Annotated in this window: 19 protein-coding genes; 11 read left to right on the top strand and 8 right to left on the bottom strand. The window is 63.3% G+C overall.

Features of this window, described 5'->3' with window-relative positions; genetic code table 11:
- The first annotated feature begins 148 nt into the window (after positions 1-148).
- From M1E16_RS14525 to nahK, 5 genes are all read left to right on the top strand, one after another.
- Entirely contained in the window at positions 149-1,456 is a 1,308-nt protein-coding gene (locus tag M1E16_RS14525; RefSeq protein ID WP_434631294.1) for an MFS transporter, read from the top strand.
- Complete coding sequence (locus M1E16_RS14520; protein ID WP_434573996.1) at positions 1,453-2,727, top strand: glucarate dehydratase family protein; 1,275 nt, start codon at positions 1,453-1,455, stop codon at positions 2,725-2,727. The genes M1E16_RS14525 and M1E16_RS14520 overlap by 4 nt, the downstream gene beginning before the upstream one ends.
- Before the next feature lie 367 nt (positions 2,728-3,094).
- Complete coding sequence (locus M1E16_RS14515; protein WP_458127653.1) at positions 3,095-4,279, top strand: porin; 1,185 nt, start codon at positions 3,095-3,097, stop codon at positions 4,277-4,279.
- 301 nt (positions 4,280-4,580) lie between these two features.
- Entirely contained in the window at positions 4,581-5,744 is a 1,164-nt protein-coding gene (gene nosP, locus M1E16_RS14510; RefSeq protein WP_458127652.1) for a nitric oxide-sensing protein NosP, read from the top strand.
- Positions 5,674-8,316, top strand: coding sequence for a hybrid sensor histidine kinase/response regulator NahK/ErcS' (nahK, locus tag M1E16_RS14505; RefSeq protein WP_458127651.1), 2,643 nt, complete (start codon positions 5,674-5,676; stop codon positions 8,314-8,316). Before nosP ends, nahK begins: the two co-directional genes overlap by 71 nt.
- A gap of 169 nt (positions 8,317-8,485) precedes the next feature.
- On the opposite strand, the gene M1E16_RS14500 is transcribed toward nahK, so the two are convergent.
- The 6 genes from M1E16_RS14500 to M1E16_RS14475 form a co-directional block, all read right to left on the bottom strand.
- Entirely contained in the window at positions 8,486-9,151 is a 666-nt protein-coding gene (locus M1E16_RS14500; protein ID WP_305500841.1) for a response regulator transcription factor, read from the bottom strand.
- 53 nt (positions 9,152-9,204) lie between these two features.
- On the bottom strand, positions 9,205-9,738 hold the full coding sequence (locus M1E16_RS14495) for a PQQ-dependent catabolism-associated CXXCW motif protein (RefSeq protein WP_434600884.1): 534 nt from the start codon (positions 9,736-9,738) through the stop codon (positions 9,205-9,207).
- A 234-nt stretch (positions 9,739-9,972) separates the two neighbouring features.
- Positions 9,973-10,764 carry an ABC transporter permease gene (locus M1E16_RS14490; protein WP_458127650.1) on the bottom strand — a complete coding sequence of 264 codons (792 nt, stop codon included), beginning with the start codon at positions 10,762-10,764 and terminating at the stop codon, positions 9,973-9,975.
- Entirely contained in the window at positions 10,761-11,492 is a 732-nt protein-coding gene (locus M1E16_RS14485) for an ABC transporter ATP-binding protein (protein WP_458127649.1), read from the bottom strand. Before M1E16_RS14485 ends, M1E16_RS14490 begins: the two co-directional genes overlap by 4 nt.
- A complete protein-coding gene (locus M1E16_RS14480; RefSeq protein WP_458127648.1) occupies positions 11,489-12,463 on the bottom strand; it encodes a YVTN family beta-propeller repeat protein in 975 nt (324 codons plus the stop codon). The genes M1E16_RS14485 and M1E16_RS14480 overlap by 4 nt, the downstream gene beginning before the upstream one ends.
- Positions 12,464-12,489: 26 nt before the next feature.
- Positions 12,490-13,656 (bottom strand): ABC transporter substrate-binding protein, encoded by a 1,167-nt coding sequence (locus M1E16_RS14475; protein WP_458127647.1) that lies wholly within the window; start codon positions 13,654-13,656, stop codon positions 12,490-12,492.
- A gap of 380 nt (positions 13,657-14,036) precedes the next feature.
- On the opposite strand from M1E16_RS14475, the gene M1E16_RS14470 reads away from it, so the two are divergent.
- Together M1E16_RS14470 and M1E16_RS14465 are read left to right on the top strand one after the other, a co-directional pair.
- A complete protein-coding gene (locus M1E16_RS14470; RefSeq protein WP_458127646.1) occupies positions 14,037-15,293 on the top strand; it encodes a histidine kinase in 1,257 nt (418 codons plus the stop codon).
- On the top strand, positions 15,290-15,928 hold the full coding sequence (locus M1E16_RS14465; protein WP_434697621.1) for a response regulator: 639 nt from the start codon (positions 15,290-15,292) through the stop codon (positions 15,926-15,928). The genes M1E16_RS14470 and M1E16_RS14465 overlap by 4 nt, the downstream gene beginning before the upstream one ends.
- Positions 15,929-16,073: 145 nt before the next feature.
- On the opposite strand, the gene M1E16_RS14460 is transcribed toward M1E16_RS14465, so the two are convergent.
- Both M1E16_RS14460 and exaA read right to left on the bottom strand, forming a co-directional pair.
- A complete protein-coding gene (locus M1E16_RS14460) occupies positions 16,074-16,712 on the bottom strand; it encodes a pentapeptide repeat-containing protein (RefSeq protein WP_458127645.1) in 639 nt (212 codons plus the stop codon).
- 146 nt (positions 16,713-16,858) lie between these two features.
- On the bottom strand, positions 16,859-18,715 hold the full coding sequence (gene exaA, locus M1E16_RS14455; protein ID WP_458127644.1) for a quinoprotein ethanol dehydrogenase: 1,857 nt from the start codon (positions 18,713-18,715) through the stop codon (positions 16,859-16,861).
- Positions 18,716-18,966: 251 nt separating this feature from the next.
- Here exaA and pedF point away from each other — a divergent pair, with 251 nt between their 5' ends.
- The 4 genes from pedF to M1E16_RS14435 are packed head-to-tail and all read left to right on the top strand — an operon-like array spanning position 18,967 to position 22,030.
- Entirely contained in the window at positions 18,967-19,428 is a 462-nt protein-coding gene (gene pedF, locus M1E16_RS14450) for a cytochrome c-550 PedF (RefSeq protein ID WP_434574013.1), read from the top strand.
- Positions 19,429-19,433: 5 nt separating this feature from the next.
- Positions 19,434-20,309, top strand: a complete 876-nt coding sequence (locus M1E16_RS14445; protein WP_434574014.1) for a substrate-binding periplasmic protein — start codon at positions 19,434-19,436, stop codon at positions 20,307-20,309.
- A gap of 10 nt (positions 20,310-20,319) precedes the next feature.
- The gene (locus M1E16_RS14440; protein WP_458127643.1) at positions 20,320-21,075 is read left to right on the top strand and encodes a quinoprotein dehydrogenase-associated SoxYZ-like carrier; all 756 of its coding nucleotides are present in this window, start codon (positions 20,320-20,322) and stop codon (positions 21,073-21,075) included.
- A 16-nt stretch (positions 21,076-21,091) separates the two neighbouring features.
- Positions 21,092-22,030 carry a quinoprotein relay system zinc metallohydrolase 1 gene (locus tag M1E16_RS14435; RefSeq protein ID WP_458127642.1) on the top strand — a complete coding sequence of 313 codons (939 nt, stop codon included), beginning with the start codon at positions 21,092-21,094 and terminating at the stop codon, positions 22,028-22,030.
- Positions 22,031-22,081: the final 51 nt, after the last annotated feature.

Genomic DNA, 22,081 nt, shown 5'->3' with positions numbered 1-22,081 from the left:
CTCGCGTCCATCATCAATCCGCTCTTCGCAAAAGCAGAAAGCCCCACAAAAACAAGATTGGGAGGCACCCTTGAATCACGTATCGGACTCGACCCTGGCCACCGCCGCGGCCAAGGTCAAACGTCACGTCCTGCCGTTGGTGGTGGTGATGTTCATCGTCAACTACATCGACCGCGTCAACATCGGCTTCGTCCGCAGCCACCTGGAAACCGACCTGGGCATTGGCGCAGCAGCCTATGGCCTCGGTGCCGGGCTGTTCTTCATCGGCTACGCGCTGTTCGAGGTGCCGTCCAACATGCTCTTGCAGCGCTACGGCGCCCGGGCCTGGCTGACGCGCATCATGTTCACCTGGGGCGCGGCCGCCATGGCCATGGCGTTCGTGCGTGGCGAAACCAGTTTCTATGTGTTGCGCTTCATTCTGGGCGCGGCGGAAGCGGGCTTCTTCCCCGGCATCATCTATTACTTCACCCAATGGTTGCCGGCCAACGAGCGCGGCAAGGCGATGGCGATCTTCCTCAGCGGTTCGGCAATCGCCTCGGTGATTTCCGGGCCGGTATCCGGCGCCTTGCTGCACATCAGCGGGCTGGGCCTGCATGGCTGGCAATGGATGTTCCTGATCGAAGGCGGCGCGTCTATCGTGCTGTGCGGGTTTGTCTGGTTCTGGCTGCAATCGCACCCCAGCCAGGCCAAATGGCTGACGGCTGAAGAAAAAACCGTGTTGATCGCCGCCATCGCCGAAGAGCAGCGGGCGCGGGAAGCCGCCCAGGTCATCAAGCCTTCAATGTTCAAATTGCTCGCCGACCGGCAGATCGCGCTGTTCTGCTTCATTTATTTTTCCATTGCCCTGACCATTTATGGCGCCACGTTCTGGCTGCCGAGCATGATCAAGAAGATGGGCAACCTGGGGGATTTCCAGGTCGGCTTGCTCAACTCGATTCCGTGGATCATCTCCATCGTCGCGATGTATGGCTTCGCTGCCCTGGCCGGCAAGTGGAAGTTCCAGCAGGCCTGGGTCGCGGTGACGCTGGTGATCGCCGCGTTCGGCATGTTCATGTCCACCACCGGCGGGCCGATCTTCGCCTTCGTCGCCATCTGTTTCGCGGCCATCGGCTTCAAGGCCGCCTCGGCGCTGTTCTGGCCGATCCCCCAAGGCTATCTCGACGCCCGCATCGCGGCGGCGGTGATTGCCTTGATCAATTCCATCGGCAACCTCGGCGGCTTCGTCGCCCCGACGGCCTTCGGATTCCTGGAGCAGACCACCGGTTCCATCGAAGGCGGCCTGTATGGGTTGGCGATCACCTCGCTGGTTGCTGCCGTGGTGATCTTTTTCGCCCGGACCCAACCGGGGCGCGGCAAACCTGACGCGCTGTCCGGCCAGCCTGAACACTCGGTCGAAGCTGACCTGCTGAACAAATCTCAAGCCCTGAAACCTGGCCCATCGGGAGCCGCTGCATGAAGATCAAACGCGTTACCGTGACCCCCATCGCTTTTCGCGATCCACCTTTGCTCAACGCCAGCGGCATTCATGAGCCGTTCGCGCTGCGCTCGATCATCGAGATCGAAAGCGACAACGGTTACATCGGCCTCGGCGAGAGCTACGGCGATGCGCCGGCCCTGGCGATCCAGCAGCAGGTGCAGAGCCAGTTGATTGGCCTGGATCCGTTCAATCTCAACCAGTTGCGCGCTATCGTCCAGGCCACCGTGGCTGCCCACAAACCGGCGAGCGTCGCCGGGGCGGAACTGGCGCCGGGCTCCCACGCGAGCAAGGCAGTGAGCAATGCCTATTCCGCTTTCGAAGTCGCTTGCCTGGACTTGCAGGCGCATTACCTGAATGTGCCGCTGGTGGATTTGCTGGGCGGTGCGATCCGCGACGAAGTGCCGTTCAGCGCCTACCTGTTTTTCAAATACGCCGAGCATATCGATTCACCGTATCCCGCGGACAGTTGGGGTGAAGCGCTGAACGAGCAGCAGATCGTCGCCCAGGCCCGACGGATGATCGAGGAGTACGGTTTCAAGAGCATCAAGCTCAAGGCCGGGGCATTGGAGCCGGAGCATGAAGTGGCCTGCATCAAGGCCTTGAAACAGGCTTTTCCTGGCTTGCCGCTGCGCATCGATCCCAATGGCAACTGGTCGCTGGAGACCTCTATCCGCATGGCCGAGCTGCTCGGTGATGACCTGCAATATTACGAGGACCCCACGCCCGGGCTCGAAGGGATGGCCGCGCTGCACAAGCGCACGGGATTGCCGCTGGCGACCAACATGGTGGTCACCGACTTCGACGAGTTCCGCCGCAGCGTGGCGCAGGACAGCGTGCAGATTGTCCTGGCCGACCACCATTACTGGGGCGGGCTGCGCGATACGCAAATGCTGGCGAAAATGTGCGAGACCTTTGGTTTGGGCGTGTCCATGCACTCCAACTCGCACCTGGGCATCAGCCTCATGGCCATGGCCCACGTGGCGGCTTCGGTGCCGAACCTGGATTACGCCTGCGATACCCATTACCCCTGGCAGGAACCGGATGAAGAGGTGATCAAGGGCGGCAAGCTGGCATTTGTCGACGGTTGCGTGAAGATCACCCGGGCGCCGGGCCTTGGCCTGGAGCTGGACCGCGATCAACTGGGCAAGCTGCATGAGCAGTTCCTCAGTTGCGGCATTCGCCAGCGCGACGATGTGCGGCAGATGCGGCGCTACCGGCCGGACTGGACCACGGTCAAACCGCGGTTCTAACATTTCCCAAGGGGGCCTGCTGCGCAGGCCAGCGGGAGCAAGCTCCCTCGCCACAAGAGCTGGGTATGGCTTCAATCTTGAGGACGGGAGCAATCCCGTGGCGAGGGAGCTTGCTCCCGCTGGGCGGCGTAGCAGCCCCTAGACCAGACAACTCGGTACCATTGCCCAATGAACTGATCTCCCAGACCACCCAGCGGCCCCCACCCAAAGTACCGCGCCCGCCAGCCTCGCCGTCTTACACCCAAACTGCCGCGCCGGGCCGGCGCTGCCAAAGCAGCCGGTAATCCCCTCCAAGGCAGCGTATGACCCGCCCGGTTGCCTTTCGATAATCGCCTCCGACATCCCGTCCCCTGTTGCGGAGCGCGCCATGCACAACAATAAGAATACCTGCCTGCGTTTTTTGCCTGCGGTCATCGCCGGCCTGTCGAGCCTGGGCCTGACGCCCTGGGCGCAAGCCGAAATCATGCTGTACGACAAGGACCAGACCACTTTTTCCACCGACGGCTATATCAACGCCTTCTATGTCAACAGCGACGTGGACCGGGCCGGGGAGCAGTTCGACCGGCGCCAGTCGCGGGTCAAGATGGGCTTTTTGCCCAACTACCTGGGCTTCAATATGGGCAAGCAGGTCGATGACCTCAAGCTCGGCGCCCGCGCCTCGTTCTGGGTGACCATCAATGACAGCGAAACCAACGGCACCGACACCGCCATCGACGTGCGGCAGTTCTACGGCACCGTCGCCAATCCGGAGTGGGGCGAGGTGCTGATCGGCAAGGACTTCGGCCTGTTTGCCCGTTCCAACATCTTGCTTGATGAGTTGCTCGCCGGTTACGGCCAGGTCAGCGACACCCTCGGCCTGGTGGATGGCGGCGGGGTGTCGTTCGGCAATATCGGCAGCGGCTACCCATACCCGTTCCCGACTTCGCAGATCACCTATCGCACTCCGGTGATGGACGGGTTGCGTGTGGCGGTGGGCATCATGGACCCGGTGGACACCAACGACAGCAGCGCCACCGGCAAGGCCTACCAGGAAAACCCGCGTACCGAGAGCGAGGTCACCTACCAGTTCGATCTCGGCGGCGCGAAGATCTACAGCTGGCTGAACGGCAGCTACCAGACCTCGGATAACACCGATACTCGTGTCGAATCGGTCACCTCAAAAGGCCTGGGTTATGGCGTGCAAGCGAAGATGGGCGGGCTCTCGCTCACCGGCTCCGGGTTCCAGGCCAAGGGCATCAACCCGTTTTTCACCAACAACGCCGGCGAGGCCACGCTGCGCAACGTCGATAGCAAGGGATATCTGCTGCAGGGTTCCTACAAGCTCGGCAAGAATCGCCTGGCGCTGTCCTACGGCAAGACCGAGGACGACGGCAACGGAGTGGTCGGCAGTGGCGCCGACTACGAGACCCGCGGTGTCGCGCTGTTTCATGACATCAACGACAACCTCAAGCTCGTCGCCGAATACAACCAGTTCGAAATCAACGGCCACGACACCAGCGCGCAGAACGAAGACACCGACACCTTCGCGGTGGGGGCTGTGCTGACCTGGTAAGGCACGTGGCGAGGGAGCTTGCTCCCGCTGGGGTGCGCAGCAGCCCCTTGAACTGGGATTGAGGTATATCAGGCTCATTCAGTCAGATTTTCGGGGCTGCTTCGCACCCCAGCGGGAGCAAGCTCCCTCGCCACAAAAACATCAATCCAGGTTTTCGTGGCAGCCCCTGCCGTGCGCATCGCGGTCGGGGCCGCCACGGTTCTCCTCCCATGGAAGTGTCCACCCGCTACCCAAGTAGCATTCGTCCGCCGGGCGCGGGTTCGTACACTCAGGGCTCTATCACGCACCGTCGGAGGCGCAGATGCAGCAGGCCCAGAGCGAAGGTGTGGTCAGCGCCATGTCCCAGGCAACGGACGTCGAGCAAGTGGCCCAGGAACTGGCGCGACAGCTGTTGCACCCGTACCTGGGTTTCGTGCTGTTTTTCTGTTCCGCCGAATACAACTTGCCGGCCCTGGGCCAGGCGCTGTCACGCAGTTTCGGCGGGATTCGCCTGGTCGGTTGCACCAGCGCCGGGGAAATCACCCCGCAGGGCTACGGTCGCAACTGCGTGACGGCGGTGGGGTTCGATCATCGGCATTTTTCCATTGCCGCCGAGCTGATCGGCGAGATGGAGCACTTCAGCCTGATCGACGCCCAGCAGATGGTCGAGCGACTGGCCGGTGGCTGTCGCAGCAACGTCCTGGCGCCGATCAAGGGCCACAGTTTTGCCTTGACCTTGCTCGACGGCCTGTCCAGTCGCGAGGAAATGGTACTGGCCGCGTTGAGCGCAGCCTTGGGCGACATCCCGCATTTCGGTGGCTCGGCCGGCGATGACAATTACCTGACCCACACCCACGTCTACTTTGAAGGCCAGTTCCACAGCGGCGCCGCCGTGGTGGTGCTGATCAATACCTGGCTGGAGTTCGAGGTGTTCACCACCCATCACATCCTGCCTCGTCAGGAGAAGCTGGTGGTGACCGGCGCCGACAGCGCCTCGCGACGGGTCTACGAACTCAATGCCGAACCCGCCGCCGAAGAATACGCCCGGCATATCGGTGTGCCGGTCAGCGCGCTGGATTACCGGATATTTGCCGCCCACCCACTGGCCGTGCGCATCAACGATCAGTACTACGTGCGGGCGATCCAGCAGGTCCACTCGGACCTGAGCCTGACTTTTTATTGCGCCGTAGAGAACGGCATCGTGCTCACGGCCATGCGCCCGGGGCCTCTGCTGCAAAACCTGCAAGCGTTGTTTGACGGCTTGCAGGAGCGCCTGGGTGACTTGTTGTTGACCATCGGCTGCGACTGCTTCCTCAGGCGCCTTGAGCTGGAAGACAGCGCTGGCCTGGAGCAGATCGGCCAGTTCCTGCGCGAACAACGGGTGATGGGGTTCAACACCTATGGAGAACAGTTCAATGGCATGCACATCAACCAGACCTTCACCGGAGTTGCCATTGCCCGTCATCGCGTCCCCGGTCATCGCTGAACTGCAGGCACAGATCGCCGCCTTGCAACACGACAACCACAAGCTGCGGCGCATCAATGCGGCGCTGATCGAGCGGGTCGAATCCGGCGTGACCCGTGGCAGCGACCCGTACGCAGCGTTCCAGCATTCGGTGGTGCTGGCCGAACAGGTCCGCGAGCGCACCGACGCCTTGAACCAGGCGATGGCCGAGCTCAAGGCCGGCAACCATCTGCTGGGCGAAGCCCGGCTGCGGGCGGAAACCGCCCATCGCCATCTGATCGATGCGATCGAGAGCATTTCCGATGCGTTCGTGCTGTTCGACGAACAGCAACGCATCGTCCTCTTCAACAGCCGTTTCAAGGCGTTCTGGGCTCACAGCCGGGTGCGGATCATCGCGGGGATGCGCCTTGGCGAGGTCAAGCGCCTGATGACCGCCAATGGTCTGTTCAGCGAAGAAACCCGCGGCCAGCCCGATGAGCCGGTGCTGTACCGATTGCAGAACGGCCGCTGGCTGCAGGTCAGCGAACGGCCGACCCAGGAAGGCGGGCGGGTGTTCCTGTTTACCGATATCACTGACGTCAAACTCAGCGAAACCGTACGCCGTGAGCAAGCCATCGCGCAGAAATCCCACTTGCTGCAGCGCGCGGTGGACAACCTGTCCCAGGGCGTAGCGATGGTCAATGCCCAGGGCGTACTGGAATTGTGGAACCGGCGTTTTCTGGAGCTCAGCGGCCTGGCGCCGGTGGCGGCTCATCGGCCATTCAACGAGGTGATCGCCGACAGTGAGCTGCAACTGCTGACGCCGGCCAGTCGCGACGGCAATGGGCGGTTGATCCAGGAGTGCGAACAGCGCCTGTCCGATGGCCGGGTCCTGGAGATCCGGACTCATCCGCTGCCGACCGGCGGCTACGTCAATACCTTCACTGACATTACCGAGCGCTACCAGCATGCCGAGGCACTGAGCGAAAGCGAGCGCTGGATCCGCTTGATCACAGATCACGTACCGGCACTGATCGCCTACCTCAACGCCGACCTGGTCTACGAATTCACCAACAAGGTCTATGAGCAGTGGTATTGCTGGCCGCGGGGCGTGATGCTCGGCCAAAGCCTGCGCGAAGCCCACAGCGAGCAGCATTACCAGCGCCTGGAAGCCTACGTAGCCCGAGCGTTGGCCGGGGAGAGCGTGACCTTCGAATTCGCCGAGACCAACATCAACAACCAGGAGCGCTACATGCTGCGCTCCTACGTGCCCAATCGGCTGGCCAACGGCGAGGTGGTGGGCATCTTCGTGCTGATCCGCGACATCACCGAACGTCGCCGCACCGCCGAGGCCCTGCACCAGGCCTACCAGAACCTGGAGCAGCGCGTGCAGGAGCGCACGGCCGAGCTGACCACGCTCAACGACCAGTTGCTACGCGAGATCGACGAACGCAGCCGAGTCGAGCTGCGCCTGCGCGAAGCCAAGCGCGAGGCCGAGCGGGCCAACCTGTCGAAAACCAAATTTCTCGCGGCGGTCAGCCATGACCTGCTGCAACCGTTGAACGCGGCGCGGCTGTTCACCAGCGCCTTGCTCGAACGCCGCGAACCGGTGGCGAACGCCCAACTGGTGCGCAACGTCAGCAATTCGCTGCAGGACGTGGAAAACCTGTTGGGCACCCTGGTCGATATTTCCAAGCTGGATGCCGGGGTGATCAAGGCCGATGTGGCGCCGTTCGCCCTCAGTGAGCTGCTCGACACCCTGGCCGCCGAATACCTTCAGGTTGCGCGTAGCGAGGGCCTGGCGTTGCGCTTCGTGCCTTGTTCGGTGCTGGTGCGCAGCGACATTCAGTTGCTGGCGCGGATCCTGCGCAACCTGTTGAGCAACGCCATTCGCTACACCCCCAGCGGGCGGGTGGTCCTGGGTTGCCGGCGTCACGGTAACCGTGTCTCGATCGAAGTCTGGGATTCCGGTATCGGCATTGCCCAGGATCGGCTGGAGGAAATCTTCCAGGAGTTCAAGCGTGGGGACGTCCAGCGCCCTGACCAGGATCGCGGACTCGGCCTGGGATTGGCGATCGTCGAGAAGATCGCCGGGATTCTCGGGCATCCGATCAAGGTCCGCTCCTGGCCGGGCCAGGGCTCGGTGTTCGCCATCGAGGTGCCGCTCAGCGCTACCGCACCCAAGCCGCTGGCGTGCCTGGATATGAGCGAGCCGATGCTCGAACGCCTGCGTGGCGCGCGGGTCTGGGTGCTGGACAACGACGCGGCGATCTGTGCCGGCATGCGCACCTTGCTCGAAGGTTGGGGCTGCCGCGTGGTGACTGCACTGTCGGAACAGGACCTGGCACGCCAGGTGGACAATTACCGCGCCGAGGCGGATTTGCTGGTTGCCGACTATCACCTGGACCACGATCAGAATGGCATGGACGCGGTGGCCCGGATCAACGCCTGCCGCACCTCACCGATCCCGGCCATGATGATCACGGCCAACTACAGCAACGAACTCAAGCAGCAGATCCGCGAGCGCGGGCACACGCTGATGCATAAGCCGGTGCGGCCGATGAAGCTGAAGATTGCGATGAGTCATTTGTTGGGCCAGGCAACCAGCCGTTGAGAAGAACCGCTTTTTGTGGCGAGGGAGCTTGCTCCCGCTGGGCTGCGCAGCAGCTCCCATCCATTCAACTCAACCAGACTGACACACCGCGTTGCCTGGGTTTGGGGCCGCTGCGCAGCCCAGCGGGAGCAAGCTCCCTCGCCACGGGCGATCTTCTCCAGAGCGCGGTTCAACGCCGCAGGTAAGCCCCGAAATCAATATCCCCCGCACTGAGAATCGCCTGCACCCGGTTATGCACGTTGAGCTTGCGCAGGATCGCCGAGACGTGGGCCTTGACCGTGGTTTCGGCGATGTCCAGCGTGTAGGCGATCTGCTTGTTCGACTCGCCTTTGGTCATGCGTTCGAGCACCAGCAGTTGCTTGCGGGTCAGGGCCTGGAGCAGTTCGGGCGGGAACGCCGGGGTCTCGTTCAGGCGCCGGCCCGTCGGGCTCTTCTGGGTGCGGATGATGTCTGGCGGCAGGTACACGTTGCCGTTGAGGATCTGCTCGATGGCGTCGGTCATCTGCGCGCGTGGCGACGACTTGGTGATGAAACCCACCGCGCCATAGGTGATGGCCTGCAGGACGATCTGCTTGTCCTGCTCGGCGGACACGATCACCACCGGGATGGTCGGTGCCTCGTTGCGCAAATTGATCAGGCCATTGAGGCCGTGCATGCCGGGCATGTTCAGGTCGAGCAGGATCAGGTCGAGGTCATCGTGTTCGCGAGTCAGCGCCAGGGCGCTGTCCAGGTCAGCGGTTTCCATCACCTCGCTCCCGGCGAAACCGTCGCTGATGACGTTGTGGATGGCTTCGCGAAACAGTGGGTGATCGTCGGCTATCAGGATTTTATACATGGCCATTCACCTCGTTATTGTCGTGTTGGGGCAGTTGCACGGCTCTCGGCCATTCAGGGCAAGGGTTCGGGGCGGGCCGCTTGCAGGGGCAGGTTGGCCGCTTCCCAGGCATCCAGGCCGTCGCGGTACCAATACAGATGTTTATAGCCCAAGGCGGCGGCGCGTTTTACCGCGTTCCAGCTCAACCAGCAATCGGAGCGGCAGTAAAAGACCAGCGGTTGATCAGCCTGGCCGGCGGTGGCTTTGCGCAGGTAAAACGTGAAGTAGTCCTGCCAGGTCGCGTCCAGTTCGCCGTCGCCGGTGTTGGCGAGCCACAAGCTGCCGGGCAGGTTGGCATGGGGTTCGGTGTCGATGAACCGGCCCTGGACCCAGGGCCGGCGGTAGACGTCGATCAGCACTGGCGCGGGCGTTTGCTTTAGCAGGCGCTGCAAGGCTTCGGTGTCGACGGTTTGCGCGCTGTCTGCGGAGGCGGGCGTCGGGCTGCGGTATTGAGTGATGCGAAAGCCCTGCGGGGAAAACAGCGAGGTGTCGGCCTGCGCGACATTCAGCGACAGGCCCAGCAAGACGATCGCGAGCAAACGGGGCATAGGTTTTATCCTTCTTGTTATGCGCCCATTACATGTCACGGTCGAGGTCTTGTGAATGCGACCATAGACAGGAAAACCGGTACTAAAGTAGTAATTTCCCAATTATGGACGTACACACCAATCCCTTGTGGGAGCGAGCCTGCTCGCGAAAGCGGTCATCCAGCCGCCATTGATGTATCTGATCCACCGCCTTCGCGAGCAGGCTCGCTCCCACAGGGATATTTGCCAGTAGCTTTAATTCGCCTTGCGCAATGCCGCATGCTGCGGATTGAACGTCCACACCGCCAGCAACGCAAACACCAGGCTCAGACCCACGCACACCGACATTGCCAGCAGGTTGAATTGCCCATACAGGGCGAAGCGCACCAGCTCCACGCCGTGGGTGAACGGGTTCACCGCGCACAGCCAGTACAACCACGGACTGGCCTCGAGCATTTTCCACAGCGGGTACAGCGCCGAAGACAGGAAAAACATCGGGAAGATGACGAAGTTCATCACCCCGGCGAAGTTCTCCAGCTGGCGGATCGCATTGGACAGCAACAAGCCGAGGGCACTGAGCATCAGGGCCACCAGCAGCAATGCCGGAAGCGCCAGCAGCAGGCCGGTGGCCGGAGGCTGGACGCCATACAACCAGGCGATGGCGAGAAAGGCATAGACCTGCAACAGCGAGATCAGCGAAGTCGCGAGCAACTTGCTCGCCAACAGGAAGGCCCGGGGCAGGGGGCTGGTGAGCAGTACGCGCATGCTGCCCATTTCCCGGTCATAGACCATCGACAGTGAGCCCTGCATGCCGTTGAACAGCAGGATCATGCAGGCCAGCCCCGGCACGATGTACACCTCATAAGGAATGTAGGTGTCGTAGGGCGCGATGATCGCAATGCCCAGGGCGGCCCGGAAGCCGGCGGCGAACACCAGCAACCATAACAACGGCCGTACCAGGGCACTGAGCAACCGCGTGCGTTGCAACACGAAGCGCAGCCATTCGCGCATCACGATGCCGCTGAAACATTGCCAATACGCATTCATGCGGCCACTCCCGAGGCGGTCAATCGATGGAAGGCCGAGCCGAGGCTGCCGCCATGTTCCAGGCTAACCGCCTCGGCGCGACCGCTGGCGACCAGCCGCCCCTGATGCACGATCAGCAAGTCATCGCGAGGCTGCACTTCGTCCAGCAGGTGCGTGGTCCAGAGCACGCTGATGCCCTGTTCGCGGCACAGTTGGCGGATATGCTCTCCAAGGGCCTGACGGCTGGCCGGATCGAGGCCGACACTCGGCTCATCGAGCAATAACAGGCGCGGCTCGTGCAGCAGCGCGCGGGCAATTTCCACCCGGCGCCGATGCCCGCCGTTGAGGTTGCGCACCCGCTCGTGACGCCGTTCGGTCAGGTGCTGGCGAGCCAGTTCGAGCTCAATCCGGACGTCAGCCTGGCGCCGGGCAAAGCCGTGCAGCGCGAGGTGATAACGCAGGTTCTGTTCGACGCTCAGGTCCAGGTCCAGGGTGCTTTGCTGGAACACCACCCCCAACTGGCGCAAGGCCTGGCGTGGCGCACCCTGCAACGAGTGACCGCCGACCCGGATCTCCCCGCGTTGCACGTCGTACAGGCGCGTCAGCAAGGCAATCAGCGTCGACTTGCCGGCACCGTTGGGCCCGAGCAGCGCGGCGAAGCGTCCGGCGGGCAGGCTGAAACTGATCTGGCGCAGGGCTTCGCGCGCGCCGTAGGCGAAGCTCAGGTCGCTGACCTCCAAGGCGTTCATGGCGTGACCACCACGCCCCACGGATAACGTCCGACTTTCACTGACTTGAGCACCTTGCGGCTCTGCACGTCGATCACCGAGACATCGCCGCTGACGCCATTGGTTGCCAGCAGTTGCTTCTGGTCCGGGGTGAATGTCAACTGCCAGACCCGTCGACCCACCAGCAGGTAATCCAGCACTTCGAAGGTTTGCGCGTCGATCACCGCGACATGGTTGGCCGGGCCCAGGGCGACGAATGCCAGCTTGCCGTCGGCGCTGAGCTTGATGCCCACCGGTTGGACCTTGTCCGGGTGCACGCCCTTGATCTGGAAGGTCAGGGTCTTGAGTACCTGGCGGGTGGCGACGTCGAGAATGCTCAAGGTGCCGCCGATCTCGGCCGAGGCCCAGAGCTGCGTACCGTCGCGGTTGAATTCGACGAAGCGCGGCCGCTGGTCCACCAGGGTGTTGTCGGCCAATGTCTGGGTGCTGGTGTCGATCCAGTGCAGCATATTGGTGGTCTCGCTGGTGTTGACCGCCCACTTGCCATCGGGACTGACGGCCATGCCTTCGGGCTCGACGCCCACAGCGATCTGGCCGAGTACTTCGGAGGTTTCGGTGTCGATCACCGTGACCAGGGCATCGTCTTCGTTGGAGACATAGAGCCAACGATCGTTGGGATGCAGGGCGAACTGTTCGGGGTCCTTGCCGGAGGGCAACTCCTTGATGATCTTGCGGGTGGCAACGTCCATCACCTGGACGCGATCCGAATCGCTGGCGCAGATGTACAGCAGGCGATTGTCATGGGACAGCAGCAGACCCCGAGGGCGCTGGCCCACCGGCAGGGTGTCGACGACTTCCAGGCTCTGCATATCGATCAGGCTCAGGCTGTTGTCTTTCTCGTTGGAGACCCAGGCGATGGCGGCGACGGCAGGGCCCGCCGCGATCAACGCAGCGCCGAAGGCGAGGATCTGGCAAAGCAGGGAGCGGCGCATGGCGTTTTCCTTGTTGTTGTTATTGATCAGGGGTAGCGGCAGCTGACTTCGGGCTGGTCGTAGCCCAGGCTGTCCATTTCGTTGCTGGGGTGCAGGAACCCGTCCTGGGGCGAGGTACTGACCAGGGCGCGTGGCTGGACCAGCGCAATCGGTTGACGCAATTGGCCGTTCCAGGGGCGATAGCTGAGCTTGCGGCCCTTGAAACCGTCGAGCGGCAGTTGGTCGCTGAGGGCCAGTTGGCGGATGGCGAACGGCTCATCGTGACGCAGTTTGCCGACGGCGGCGGCGATGCTGCGCACGGCGATCCAGGCGGCGAAGTCGCGGTCGTTCATCCAGCGCCCGGCCAAGGCTTCGAAGCGTTTTTGCAACTGCGCCGCACCGTAGGTCTCGACGGTCTTGTGCCAGCCGGTCGGGGTCAGTCCCTGGGTGCCGGCTACGGGGCGCGGGTACCACGTCTGGTAGGGCACGTACTCGCCAAAATCGCCGCGCTCGTCGGCCACCAGCACCACGTCGTATTCGGCGGTCTGGGTGAACAGCGGCATGTCGGCCTGGGCACTGCGGCGCTGGTCGTTGTCGAACTGCCAGGGTTTCTCGGCGACGATCTTCATGCCGAAACGCTTCATGGCCCGGCGCAGTGCGGCGGCGTAGGCCTGGTCCGCGGGTGTCTGGCCGACGATCAGCAAGGCGCGCTGCCATTTGCGCACAACGCTGAACTGGATCAGCGCATCGGCGAGTGTCGCCCGATCAGGCAGGGTGTGCAGCACGTTGCCCAGGCAGTCGCTGGTGCGCAGGCTGTCGTCGGGGCTGCCTGCGTTGAACAGCAGGCTGTCGGGCAGGGCGGCGCTGAGCTGGCGCAGGCTGGTAGCGGGTGCATTCACCACGAACAGCCGCAGGCCCCGATCGTGCTGGGCGCGGGCGGCCTGGAGCAGCGCTTCGGGGCTGTCTACGCTGGCGCTTTCGAGGCGGTAGTCGTGCTTGAGAAAACGTCCGGTGCTGTTGCTGTCGACAATCGCCAGCTCGGCGCCGCGCAGCCCGGCATCGGTGGGTTCGGCAATCACATTGGACAGCAGCGGGCCGGGATCGGGACGATAACCCAGGTAGCCGATGCGCACTTGCAACGCCACGGCATCGCCGGCCTGAGCGGTGGTCGTAGCCAGCAGATAAACCAGGGCAAAACGTGCGAGCCGGCGCATGACATCCTCCATTGCAGGTAGCGCCAGCATAGGAAGGCCACGAGCGCGGGGAAATATGCAGAAAGTACCGCCGGGGCAGTACCAAGGTAGTAGCTCGGCGCGGGCGTCGGGGTTTTAGGATGGCGATATCGTCATTCATCAGGGAGCGGACGGATCGTGCGGATACTCAAGACGCTGCTGTTGCCGTTGTTGCTGATCCTGAGCCTGATCGGGGTTGACAGGCATAAGACCATCCCTGTGGGAGCGAGCTTGCTCGCGATAGCGGTGGTTCAGCCGACCTTGATGTTGGATGTGCCGCCGTCATCGCGAGCAAGCTCGCTCCCACAGGGGGCCGGTGTCCCGCAAGGGCCCGGTATAGACCAGGGATCGGGGCGCTGAGCATGTCCGCCCTCTGGCGAATCAACCTCTGGGTCACGGTGTTCTTTGCCCTGGTCGCCGTAGCCTGCGCAACGCTGCTGCTGCACCAGGCCACCGCCGATGTGCAGCGCGAACTGCAATCGGCCGAGTCGGTGGTGCATTACCTGCGCGAAACCGCCGAGCGCGACCCGACCAGCCTGCAATCGCGGCTCACCGGCAGCCTGCGTCACGTGCGGGTGCATTGGCTGGCGCCTGGGGAGAACGCCCCGGCGAACGATCCGGGGTTGCAGGCCTGGCTGGGTCGCCAATTGTTGGCCGACGGCCCGGCTGCGCAGATGGTGGTCCTGCAGGATGGACGTCGGGCCTGGATCGCTGTTGATCCACGGGATGAAATTGACGAGATTCTCGATTCCCTGGCGCAACTGTTCGGCGTCTGCCTGATGGCACTCTTCGTCAGTTTGCTGGTGATTCGCTGGGCGGTGCGCCGGGGCGTGCGTTTGCTGGATGAATTGCTCCACGCGATGCGCCAGGTGTCCGCCGGGGACTTGCAGGTCAGCCTGCGCACCGAAGGCGTTTCGGAAGCCCAGCAGTTGGCGGAGCATTTCAATCGGATGACCGCCGCGCTGGCCCAGACCCGCGCGGACAACGCCCGGCTGACCCAGGCACTGCTGGCCGTGCAGGAACAGGAGCGCACGCGCCTGGCGCAGACGCTGCACGATGACCTTGGCCAATATGTGGCCGGTATTCGCGCACGGGCCTGTCTGCTGCGCCTGCTCATCCATCAGCCGCCAGCCTTGGAGCAGACGGCAAACGAACTGGAAGAACACTGCGATCACCTGCAACAAGGCTTTCGCGCGTTGGTCCACGACTTGTATCCGGTGGTGTTGCAGCACCTGCCATTGTGCGAGGCAATCGGGCTGCTCGCGAGGCAGTGGCAGGACAGACACGGGATCGCCTGTCAGTTGCGAGTCGATGGAGCGTCGCCGTCGATAACCGGGCCTGACAAGGCACACCTCTATCGCCTGTTGCAGGAAGCACTGACCAACATCGCCCGGCATGCCAACGCCAGTCAGGTACGGATTCGCTTGCAGCACCGCAGCGGCCGCCTGCGCCTGCTGGTGCGCGATAACGGACGTGGCGCGCAGCAACCGGCCCGGGCGGGTGTTGGCCTGCATTCGATGGCCGAACGGGCCCGCAGCCTCGGCGGTGAGCTGCGCATCATCAGCCAGCCCGGCGCCGGGTGGGCGCTGGCCTTGAACATTCCCCTGGAGGCTTCATGAACATCTTGTTGGTGGACGATCACGCTGTGGTTCGGCAAGGTTACGCCAGCCTGTTGCGAGCGCTGATGCCGGAACTGCTGGTGCGCGAAGCGGCCTCCGGCGAAGAAGCGTTGAGCCAGGTGCAGGAACAGGTGCCGAACCTGGTGATCATGGACTTCAGCCTGCCGGGCATCAGCGGCCTGGAAACCACCCGCCGCCTGCGTCAACGCTTGCCGCAACTGCGGGTGCTGTTTTTCAGCATGCACGACGAACTGCCATTGGTGCGCCAGGCGCTGGACGCCGGCGCAGCGGGTTACCTGACCAAAAACTCGGCACCGCAGATATTGCTGGAGGCGGTGCGCCGGGTGCTGGCCGGCCATGCCTATATCGAGCAGACCCTGGCGACCCAATTGGCCTGCGCCAGCACCCGGCCCGATGCGGACCCGCGCCTGCAATCGATGACCCAACGCGAACTGGAGATCTTCGTCATGCTCGCCAGGGGCACCCCGGCGCGGACCATCGCCGAACAGCTGTGCATCAGCGCCAAAACCGTGTCCAACCATCTGACGCTGCTCAAGAGCAAGCTGCAGGTCAGCTCCCATGCCGAACTGGTCCACCTGGGAATCGATATGGGCGTGGTGCGCGTGGCGGGGTGAAATGCTGATCCGTGGCGAGGGAGCTTGCTCCCGCTGGGCTGCGAAGCAGCCCCAACAAGCTCGATTCAATGAACCTGACATTCCGAGGTGTCTGGTTTTGGGGGCGCTTCGCACCCCAGCGGGAGCAAGCTCCCTCGCCACGGTCTCAGTGATCCCAACTCGTGGGGCACCCCTTGCAGTCTTGCATATTCGCATCCTGGAAATTCCCGTAATGCTGGCGCGAGCCACTCAGGTTGGCCTGTTCCAGGTTGCTTTCAGCGAGCTTGACCTCTTGCAGGTTGGCATCGCGCAGGTCGGCGCCCTTGAGGTCGGCCTTGCTCAGCCAGGCCATCTCCAGGTCGGCGGCTTGCAGGTTGGCCTCGTGCAGGCGAGCCCCGGACAAACGGGCGAATTGAAGGTAGGCACCGCTCAAGTCGGCCCGCTGGAATTGCGCGCCCTGGGCAAACAGCCCCCAACCCTGGATCGCCTTGAGCGTGGCGCCGCTGAAATCCGCCAGGCGCAGGTTGCTCTGTTGCAGGCTGGCACGGTTCAGGTTGGCGCCCTGGAGCTGCGCCTTTTCAAGGTTGGCCAGGTCCAGCCGCGCATGACGCAGGTCGGCATCGCGCAAGTCGGCACCGGCGAGATTCATCTTGCGCAGGTCCTGGCTCGCCAGGTTGGCGCCCCGCAGGTTGGCGCCGGGGCATTGGCTGGATTCGGCGATGAGGCAGCCGTTGATGGTCAGAGGGGTGTCGTCGGCGTTGGCACCGGCGGCGAGGAGCAGAAGCAGCAAGGGCAGTGGTTTCATGGCCTACACTCGGGCAAGTGTGGGAGCGAGCTTGCTCGCGATAGCGCAGTGTCAGTCAACATAAATATCGACTGAACGACCGCCATCGCGAGCAAGCTCGCTCCCACAGGGGTTGTGGTGGGGGCAGGGCTCAGGTTGGCTCAGGGTTATTTCTGCGCCGTCGCTTTATCCCAACTCGGAATCTTGAACACCCAGAACGACCCGCCCTGGGCCACCGGTTTGGTCAGTTCGGCCATGTCGCCGCCCCACAACGGCACGGCGCCGCCATAACCGACGGTCACGCCGATGTACTGCTCGCCGTCCTGCTCCCAGGTGATGGGCGGGGAGACGATGCCGCTGCCGGTCTGGAACTTCCACAGCTCCTTGCCGGTTTTCGCGTCGAAGGCCTTGAAGAAGCCGTCACCGGTGCCGGTGAACACCAGGTTGCCCTTGGTCGCCAGCACACCGGCCCACAGCGGCAGCGGCTCCTGGTGTTCCCACACCACCTTGCCAGTGGTGGGGTTCATCGCCCGCAGGCTGCCGACGTGATCGTCGTACATGCGCTTGATGCGAAAACCCATGCCCAGGTAGGCCGAGCCTTTTTTGTAGCTGACCTCCTCGGTCCAGTACTCCTCCTTCCACTGGTTGCCGGGCACATAGAACAGCCCGGTGTCCTGGCTGTACGCCATGGGGTTCCAGTTCTTGCCACCGAGGAACGGCGGCGAAACCTCCACCGGTTTACCCTTGGTTTCGCCTGGCAACGGCTTGGCCGGACGTTGGCCGGGGTTTTCCACGGGCCGACCGGTCTTCAGGTCGATGTGGCTGGCCCAAGTGATGTTGTCGACGAAGGGGAAAGCGTTCTGCAGCTTGCCGTTGTTGCGATCCACCACGTAGAAAAAACCGTTGCGGTCGGCGTGGGCGGTGGCCTTCACCTGTTTGCCGTCCTTGTCCTTGTAGTCGAACAGCACCAGCTCGTTGTTGCCGGAGAAATCCCAGGCGTCATTGGGCGTGTGCTGGTAGAACCACTTCACTTCGCCAGTGCTTGGATCAACTCCCACCTGGCCCGAAGTGTAGAGACTGTCGTAGTCATGCGGGTTGCCGTCCTTGGCGGTGCGCGCCCAGGTGTTCCACGGGCCGGGGTTGCCCGCGCCGACGATGATGGTGTTGGTCTCGGGGTCGAAACTGGCGCTCTGCCAAGGCGCGCCGCCACCGTGGCTCCAGGCCTCGACCTTGCCGGTCTCGGTGGTTTTGTCGTCAGGCCAGGAGGGCGCCTTGACGTCGCCGGTCGGCGTGCTGTCCTTGCCGTTGAGGCGGCCCATGTGGCCTTCGACAAACGGCCGCATCCAGACTTCTTCACCGGTGTCCGGGTCGCGGGCGAACAGTTGCCCGACGACACCGAACTCGTCGCCGGAGCTGCCGTGGATCAGCAGGACCTTGCCGCTGGCCTTGTCCTTGATCAGCACCGGGGCGCCGGTCATGGTGTAGCCGCCGGCGTGGTCGCCGAATTTCTTGTTCCAGACCACCTTGCCGGTGTTCTTGTCCAGGGCAACCACCCGTGCGTCCAGAGTCCCGAAGTAGATCTTGTCGCCATAAATGGCCGCACCACGGTTCACTACATCGCAGCAGGGCCGGATGTTGTCCGGCAGGCGGTGGTTGTAGGTCCACAGGCGTTTGCCGGTCCGGGCGTCGAGGGCGAACACCCGGGAGTAGGAGCCGGTGACATACACCACGCCGTCGCTGACGATCGCCTGGGATTCCTGGCCGCGTTGTTTTTCGTCACCGAACGAGTAGGACCAGGCCGGGGTGAGCTTGAACACGTTCTTGTCGTTGACCTGGGCCAGCGGACTCCAGCGCTGGGCGTTGGTGCCCATGCCGTACTGCAGCACGTCCTTCGTCGTCAGGTGATCGTTGGCAATGTCTTCCCAGGTCACGGCGGCGTGCGCCTGCGGCCCCAGGGACAGGCCGCCGGCGAGCAGCAAGGCAACGCTCAGGGAGGAGAGGGCAGGTAGCGTTTTTATTGTCATGGTGGGATTTCCCAGTGAGGTTTTGGCCTGACTAGGGTCGGTCTCGCAAGCTTTGTCCGATACGGAAAAAGTCCCGCCCTTGCCGGGAAGACTTCCCAAAGCGCCTGTCTTTGCGACTTGCGTCGTATGGCCCGCTACCAAGGAACTAGACCCCGGCCACCAAAGCAGCATTCGGCCGGCGGCGGGCGCTTCCTAAGATGACGGCACGGCCTCTGTGAAGAGGTCTTGCGTGCAATTTCGAGGGCATAACAATGACAACAAAACGCAACGCCATCATCGCTAGCGCATTGCTGATAGGGCTGACTGGCGCAGGCTCGGCATGGGCCCATGGCAACGTAGTGCCCCAGGCAGTGGAAACCCAAGGGCTGACCCCGATCAAGGACACCAACCTGCCGTTGGATGCCGACGGCTGGGCGGCACAAAACCCCTATCGCAATTCTCCCGAACGCGAAAAAGCCGTGGAAATCGGCGCCTCGGCCTACAACCAGAACTGCGCGGCCTGCCATGGCCTTGAGGCCAAGTCCGGCGGTATCGCCCCGGACTTGCGCATGCTCGACGCCGCCGAGGCTGGCGATGAATGGTTTGTCGAACGCGTGCGCCATGGCGCGGTGCGCGATGGCCGGGTGTATATGCCAAAAATGGCCGATTACCTGAGCCAGGAAGCGCTGTGGGCGGTGCGTACCTACCTGGACAGCGTGCACGTCGAGGAGTGATTGTCATGCGCCTGTTCGCGTGGGTGATGTGCAGCCTGCTGTTATGTGGCCAGGCGGTGCAGGCGCAGGTGCGCAGCTATGACCAGATGATTGCCGCCGGTGAATTGAAGGTCGCGGTCTACAAGGACTTCGCTCCCTACAGCTTTGAAGACCAGGGCCAGCCGCGGGGCGTTGACGTGGAGCTGGCGCAGGCCCTGGCCAAGGCCCTGGGCGTACGGCTGAAATTGCTCTGGGCACCGCCCGGCGAAAAGCTCGACGACGACTTGCGCGACTACATCTGGCGCAGCAGTCCGCTGCACGATCGACAACTGGCCGATCTGATGATGCGAGTGCCTTATGACCATGACTATGTGCAAAGGCGCAACGACGTTGGCGAGCTGGAGAACGCCCAGGTCGTGATGTTCGGTCCGTATCAGCAGGAATGCTGGCAAGTGGCGTACGACCGGCGTCGACTGGACTCGGTGGGCAGCGTTGCGGTGTTCCAGCAACACCCGATTGGCGTTGAAGTCGACAGCGTGCCGTCGTTCTACCTGACGTCCGTGTTCAACGGCATGCTCAGTGCCCAGACTCGCCATTACCCCAGCGTTGCCAAGGCCTTCGGCGCCATGCAGGCCGGGGAGGTCGATGCCGTCATGGCGATGCGCGGGGAAATCGACTGGCAAGTGCACCGGACGGCTGATCCGCAATTGGCCCTGGCAGAGAACGCCTATCCGAACATGGGCAAGCAGCGCTGGGAAATCGGCATGGCCGTGCACGAAAGCAATAGGCAACTGGCCTATGCGGTGGAGGAAGCCTTGGAAGCGTTGATCCGCGACGGCAGCCTCAAGGCCGTGTATGCCCGCTATGGCCTGCGCTACGAAGTGCCGGACATGTATCAATAGGAGCGCAGCGATGAACTGGCGAGCGTGGGGCCTGCTGTGGTGTTGCCTGCCGTTGATGGCGAGCGCGATCGAGCCGGGAAAGGACCCGGTGCCTTCCGTGATGTGGGCTTTCTATCACAAGCAACTGCTGGCGGACGCGCCGTTCGTGTTCGACGAGCGAGTCCGGCTGCTGGCGCCACCGTTTGCCGAAGACGCGCGCCAGGTGCCGCTGGAAATCGATGCCCGCGCCTTTACCGGCGACGTCGTGCGTATATTGGCCTGGGCCGAATTGAACCCGCTGCCGAAGATTGTCGACTTCCAGCCCACGGAACGGGTGCTGCCCTGGCTGTCGATCCGTATTCGCATCGAGCAAGCCACTCCATTGCGTGCGGCAGTGCAGACCCGCGACGGGCTGTGGCACGTCGGTTCGACGCTGATCGACGCGGCGGGTGGCGGCTGCACCGCGCCCAGCGTCGTGCGCACCCAACCGGGTTGGGAGAAGCACTTGGGCGAAGTGCTGGGCGGTCGCTACCCGCGGGGCGATTCGAGTCGCCTGCGTCTGCAGGTTGCCCACCCCATGGACAACGGCCTGGTCAGCGGCATCCCGGAGTTTTTCATCAACCAGGCTCGGCTGCTGGATGCCGACGGCAAGCTGTTGGCGCGCCTGGAGCTGTTTCCGGCGGTCAGCGAAAACCCCTCCCTGGGCTTCGACATCCAGGGCCCGGGACAGACCCGCCTGTTGCTGCGCGACAACAGCGGCAACGAGTTCGAAGCTGCCATTCCCTGACCACAAGGAGCACGCCATGCGCTGGTTGTTGCTGATCTGTCTTGGGCTGTGCCTGCCGGCCTGGTCCGCCACCGAGTATTCGCTCAAGCCACGGCAGATCGCCGAGGGCACGTGGCTGCTGGAAGGCAGCACGGATAATTTTGCCAAGGCCAACGGCGGCAATATCGTCAATACCGCGTTCATCGTCACCGAGGCCGGCGTGGTGGTCATCGACACCGGACCGTCAAAGCGCTACGGCGAGGCGCTGCGCCAGGCCATCGCCGCAACGACTGACAAGCCGGTGGCTCAGGTGCTGCTGACTCATCATCACCCTGACCATGTGTTAGGCAACCAGGCCTTCAGCGATGTGCCCATCGGGGCGCTGCCCGGTACCACCGATCTGCTGCGACAGCAGGGCGACGCGATGGCGGAAAACATGTACCGGCTGGTGGGCGACTGGATGCGCGGCACCGAGGTGGTGCTGCCGACGCAGGCGTTGAGCCCCGGCACTCTGCAGGTGGGTGAGCATTCGTTGCGCTTGCTGGCGCTGGCCGGGCATACCGGGGCGGATCTGGCGATCCTTGATGAAACCACGGGCGTGCTGTTCGCCGGCGACCTGGTGTTTTATGAGCGAGCGCTGACCACCCCGAACAGCCCCGGCCTTGAGGTATGGCTCAAGGATCTGGATATGTTGGAGGGCCTGCCATGGAAGCAGATCGTGCCCGGACATGGTCCGGTGACGGCGGATGCCCGGCCATTCGCGCAGATGCGCGACTACCTCGGCTGGCTCGACCAACTGATGCGCGACGGCGCGGCCCGGGGCGACGACATGGCCGAGATGATCCGCAGCCCCATCCCCGAACGCTTCGCCGCGATCAGCCTGAGCCGGTATGAGTTGATTCGCAGCGTCAGCCATCTTTACCCGCGTTATGAGCGGGCGGCGATGAGGCGGGTGGACACCCAGAACCCTGACTGATCACTTATCACCGTGGCGAGGGAGCTTGCTCCCGCTGGGCTGCGCAGCAGC

Source organism: Pseudomonas sp. Z2-11, assembly GCF_054161305.1.
Note: the sequence above shows the minus strand (reverse complement) of the source record. Positions and strands in the feature narration are given on the sequence as shown.